Origin of the sequence: Streptomyces hainanensis (assembly GCF_004348415.1) — a bacterium.
GTDB lineage: Bacteria > Actinomycetota > Actinomycetes > Streptomycetales > Streptomycetaceae > Streptomyces > Streptomyces hainanensis.
In genome coordinates this window covers 1-3,723 of record NZ_SMKI01000620.1, presented here as the reverse complement: position 1 = coordinate 3,723, position 3,723 = coordinate 1, and the positions used below count along the sequence as shown (strand labels likewise).

Here is a 3,723-nt window from a genome sequence, read left to right as displayed (position 1 = left end):
GCATGGGTCTGATCCAAACATCCACAGGTAATGGACACAAGTGAGATGGGGTCCTTACCTCCCCGGTTCGGCGGTGTGATGGTCTGCGCCTGTTGTCGTGATCTCGGCGAGTGGGCGGAAGTTTTTCCCGTACACAGCCGGTGGACGAGGAAACCGCACGTCAGAGCGGGGAGAAGTGGATCTTCGGCGAGTTGTTCACAGCGTCGTCCACCGTCCCCCACTGGGTTGTCCACAGCTTTCGGGACGTTGTCCACAGGGTCTGATCTGAAATCCACATAGCCTGTGGATAACTTGGTTGGTCCTCCCCTCCACTGGGCTTACCGTAGGTCCCCCGCCGGGCGATGAGCCGAGTGTCAGAGCTGTGGCGTAGGAATGGGCAGTGACGCGCGGCGGCGGGCCGGGGAGGAGGTGGGACCGGTGGCGGAGTTGGACCACGCGGGACCCATGTGGGACGGGATCGAAGTGACCGCCGGGCCGGCTCCGGTGTCCCGCCCCCGGAACGGCGCCGAGGACGGCCGGCCGGCCGCCGAGTCGGGACCGGGCGCCGACGAGCGCGCCGCCTTCGAGCGGGTTCCCCCGCAGGACCTGACGGCCGAACAGTCCGTGCTCGGCGGCATGCTGTTGTCGAAGGACGCCATCGCCGACGTGGTCGAGGTGCTGCGCGGCGGCGACTTCTACAAGCCGGCGCACGAGACCATCTACAGCGCCATCCTCGACCTCTACGCCAAGGGCGAGCCGGCCGACCCGATCACCATCTCGGCCGAGCTCACCAAGCGCGGCGAGCTGGCCAGGGTCGGCGGCGCCGGCTATGTGCACTCCCTCGTCCACACGGTCCCCACCGCGGCCAACGCCCAGTACTACGCCGAGATCGTGCACGACCGCGCCGTCCTGCGGCGCCTCGTCCAGGCCGGCACCCGCATCACCCAGATGGGATACGCGGCCGACGGCGACGTCGACGACATCGTCAACTCGGCCCAGGCCGAGGTCTACGCGGTCACCGAGCAGCGCACCGCCGAGGACTACCTGCCGCTCGGCGACATCATGGAGGGCGCGCTCGACGAGATCGAGGCCATCAGCAACCGCAGCGGCGAGATGACCGGCGTCCCCACCGGCTTCACCGACCTCGACGCGCTGACGAACGGCCTGCACCCCGGCCAGATGATCGTCATCGCGGCCCGCCCGGCCATGGGAAAGTCGACTCTCGCCCTGGACTTCGCGCGGGCGTGCTCCATCAAGCACAAGCTGCCCAGCGTGATCTTCTCGCTGGAGATGGGGCGCAACGAGATCGCGATGCGGCTGCTGTCGGCCGAGGGGCGGGTGGCGCTGCACCACATGCGGTCCGGCAGCATGACCGACGAGGACTGGAACCGGCTGGCCCGGCAGATGGCCGAGGTCAACGAGGCGCCGCTGTACATCGACGACTCGCCGAACCTGTCGATGATGGAGATCCGGGCCAAGTGCCGGCGGCTCAAACAGCGGAACGACCTGCGGCTCGTCGTCATCGACTACCTGCAGCTGATGCAGTCGGGCGGCAGCCGCCGCGCGGAGAGCCGGCAGCAGGAGGTCTCCGAGATGTCCCGGAACCTGAAGCTGCTGGCCAAGGAGCTCGAGGTGCCGGTGATCGCGCTCTCCCAGCTGAACCGTGGGCCCGAGCAGCGCACGGACAAGAAACCGATGGTCTCCGACCTGCGCGAGTCGGGATCCATCGAACAGGATGCCGATATGGTCATCCTGTTGCACCGCGAGGACGCGTACGAGAAGGAGTCGCCGCGCGCCGGTGAGGCCGACCTGATCGTGGCGAAGCACCGAAACGGGCCCACGGCCACCATCACGGTGGCCTTCCAGGGCCACTACTCGCGCTTCGTCAACATGGAGGGCGGCTTCTGAGCCGCGGGTCGGGGAGAGCGGGAGAGGGAGGTTGATGAATATGGCCGTCGTCGGCCCTCGTCCGCATGCCCTGGTCCGGGCCGCGCGCCAGTGGAGCGCCGCCCGGGTCGCACCGACGACCTGGAGTGACACGTGTCCTTCCCTTCCTCTTCCCCTTCCTCCTCCTCGCGCGACGGTGACCTGATCACCGACCGCCTCCGTCTCCGGTGCTGGACCGCCGCCGACGTGGCCGCCGTGCTGGGGGGTGACCGGCCGGCGGGCTGGGCGGAGGACTTCCCGGCCGACGGGGACCGCGTCATCGCGGGCCTGCTGGAGCAGCACCGCGACTGGCTCGCGGCGCGCGGCCACCGGCTGATCGTCGAGCGCGACGGCGGCCCGGTGGTCGGCTCGATCGGTCTCTTCCTGCCGCCGCGCGAGGGCACCGTCGAGCTCGGCTACGGCGTCGTGCCCTCCCGCCGCGGCCGCGGCTACGCCACCGAGGCCACCCGGGCGCTGGCGGCGCTCGCCCTCGCGCTGCCCGGGGTGCACACCGTGGTCGCCGGCGTCGAGCTGTCGAATCCGGCGTCCGTCCGCGTGCTGGAGAAGGTCGGCTTCGTGCGGCTGAGCGCCGAGGGCGACCTGGCCCGCTACGGGCTCGGGCGCCGGCGGTGACCCTCGGGGGTGGGGCGGACGGGCCGCCCCACCCCCTCCTTCAGCGCCGGGCGAGGGCCGCGGCCACGACAGCGACGCCCTCGTGGATAGCGGGCGGCGGGGTGGCGGCGTAGCCCATGATCAGCCCCGGCGGCCGGGGCAGGATGCGGTGCCAGCTGAGCGGGTGGAGCTTGACGCCGTGCGCGAGGGCGGTGGCGGCCAGGGCGGCGTCGTCGAGCGCCGGGTCGGCGAACGTGGCCATCAGGTGGAGGCCGGCGGCGGCGCCGTGCACCGTGGCGTGCGGGAGGTGTCGGCGCAGGGCCGCGATCATGGCGTCCCGGCGGCGGCGGTGCCGATGGCGGGCCAGCCGCAGCTGGCGTTCCAGCTCGCCCGACTCCATCAGCCTGGCCAGCACCAGCTGCGGCAGCACCGCGTTGCCGAGGTCGGCGAGGCGCTTGGCGGCGATCAGCGCGTCGCGGAGTTCGGCCGGTGGCACCAGCCAGCCGATGCGCAGCGCGGGGGCGAGGAGCTTGGAGGCGCTGCCGCAGTAGGCGACGCGGTCGGCGAGCAGTGAGCGGAGCGCGGCGACCGGGGGCCGGTCGTAGCGGTGTTCGCTGTCGTAGTCGTCCTCGATGATCAGGCCGTCGCACTCGGTGGCCCAGCGCAGTAGCTCGCGACGGCGGGCGCCGTCGAGGACGACACCGGTGGGGAACTGGTGGGCGGGGGTGAGCAGGACGGCGTCGGCGCCGGTGGCGCGCAGCGCGTCGACGCGCGCCCCCGCGGTGTCCACGGGGACGGGCGGGGTGGCGAGTCCACCGGCGGCCAACTGCTGGCGGGCGCCCAGCGAGCCGGGGTCCTCGACGGCGACGGTGGTGTGGCCGGCGGCGCGCAGCACCTGGGCGAGGAGGGTCAGGCTCTGGGCGGTGCCCGAGGTGACGAGGACCTCGTCGGGGGCGACGCGGAGGCCGCGGTTGCGGGCCAGCCAGTGGGCGACGGCGGTGCGCAGCGCCGGGGTGCCGCGCGGGTCGCCGTAGCCGAGGCCGGTGGTCGGGAGGTCGCGGAGGAGTTCGCGTTCGGCGCGCAGCCAGGCGGCGCGGGGGAAGGCGGCCAGGTCGGGGGTGCCGGGCGAGAGGTCGATCCGGGCGGTGGAGGCGCGCAGCGCGTCGAAGACGCCCTCGTCCGGTGGGTGGGCGAACGGGTCGGCGG

General features: G+C 72.4%; 3 protein-coding genes. 2 read left to right on the top strand and 1 reads right to left on the bottom strand.

The genetic code is table 11. The features are described 5' to 3' along the window. Window positions 1-444: 444 nt before the first annotated feature. Window positions 445-1,887 carry a replicative DNA helicase gene (gene dnaB / locus E1283_RS33630; protein ID WP_425086269.1) on the top strand — a complete coding sequence of 481 codons (1,443 nt, stop codon included), beginning with the start codon at window positions 445-447 and terminating at the stop codon, window positions 1,885-1,887. Between the two features lie 132 nt (window positions 1,888-2,019). Continuing rightward, on the top strand, window positions 2,020-2,538 hold the full coding sequence (locus E1283_RS33625) for a GNAT family N-acetyltransferase (protein WP_243745286.1): 519 nt from the start codon (window positions 2,020-2,022) through the stop codon (window positions 2,536-2,538). Between the two features lie 40 nt (window positions 2,539-2,578). Here the strand turns inward: E1283_RS33625 and E1283_RS33620 are convergent. Next, a partial coding sequence (locus E1283_RS33620; protein WP_132821955.1) for an aminotransferase-like domain-containing protein occupies window positions 2,579-3,723 on the bottom strand: 1,145 nt, incomplete at its 5' end.